Raw genomic sequence first — 1,337 nt, 5'->3', positions numbered from 1 at the left:
TTGTTGCATCGCCGCTATGGCGCTTTATGGCCAGTTTCTAACATTCCGTTCGCATCGCTCTGGCCCTCAGTCATCATTCATCCAACATGTTGAGCTTTTGATGAGAACTCCGTTGCACAGCGGCGCGCACGGTTCATGCCACCACACGGCGAGCCGGTTGCGGTGTTAGATTCATTGTGCCGCTCTGACCGGCAGCACCTGGCTGCCATGCTCCAGTTTCGCCCCACACGCATTGCAGATCGCCGAAGCGGGCCAGTTTCGTGCGATATATTGTTGCCAGCCCAACAGTTGCGGCAGGTTGACCGGCGTCTGCCCAAAGTATTGGCGCGCCAGATTGAGCTTCCGGCGTCCTCCTGAGCTGTACAGACCGAGATATCGAATACTCGCCTTCCCCGGCGTGGGTACATGCTCGAGCCAGCGCTGTAGAAAGGTCTCCATGCTCAGTTCAGCGACCGCCGATGTGTGGGTGCGATGGGACTGATAGCGAAATCGGAGCTGACTCTTCGAGACGCTGAGCAACTGCGAGTTCCGCAGCGGACCGCCCTTGATATAACGAGCCAGATACTTGGCTACCCCGGCGGCATGCTCATACCGTTGGCAGCAATGCACCACCCACTCTTTTCGCCCCAACTGATTGCACAGGTTGAGGCACTGCTGTGACGACTGGCCCGGAGGCAGGGCCAGCTCGTCGGCCAGCAGGGCGCGGCGCAGCGCCGCTAACAGTTTGCCGCGATAGACCATCATCAGCGGCTTCTGCGGGAACAGTACCGCCTTGCGCGGCGCTATCCAGTCTCCTGCCTCATTGAGGCCGCCATGGGTCAGCAGACAATGCAGATGCGGATGCAGCGATAAGTCACGGCCCCAGGTGTGCAGGCAGGACATGACGCCGGGCATGGCAGCCAAATACTTGGGGTCGGCACTGAAGGCTCCAAGCGTGCGATGTACGGCGGTGAACAACAGCTCAGCCAACCGCTCCCGATTAAAACGCCACAGCGGATGCAACTCGGCGGGCAGCGTGAAAATCATATGGTGGTGTGGGCAATCGAGCAGCACCGAGCGCACCCGCAACAACCAGCGTTCCTGCGGCAACGCACAACACTGAGGGCAGCTACGATGTTTACAGGAGTTATACCAGACCCCTTGGATGTGGCCGTGAGGGCAACATTGAACATGGGCACCGAGCGCGGCAGTACGGCAAAGCTGGAGTCGCGCGACGGCTTTAAGCTGTGGCAACGAAGCGCCGTACTGTGCCCGGTAGGTGGCAAAGTGGTCGGTTAGTAGTGTTTGCATGGAGTGCTTCATGCACTAAGCTATAGCAAAGCACTGTATGCCCAGCC

1 protein-coding gene is annotated in these 1,337 nt (G+C 59.2%); it reads right to left on the bottom strand.

Annotation, left to right across the window (positions count from 1 at the left end; translation table 11 throughout):
* Positions 1–171: 171 nt before the first annotated feature.
* Positions 172–1,290 (bottom strand): IS91 family transposase, encoded by a 1,119-nt coding sequence (locus ABD847_RS16810; protein ID WP_345015140.1) that lies wholly within the window; start codon positions 1,288–1,290, stop codon positions 172–174.
* Positions 1,291–1,337: the final 47 nt, after the last annotated feature.

It is taken from the genome of Pseudaeromonas paramecii (assembly GCF_039540575.1).
Lineage (GTDB): Bacteria > Pseudomonadota > Gammaproteobacteria > Enterobacterales > Aeromonadaceae > Pseudaeromonas > Pseudaeromonas paramecii.
The sequence above is the reverse complement of the archived record's forward strand: the minus strand, read 5'-3'. Positions and strand labels throughout refer to the sequence as shown.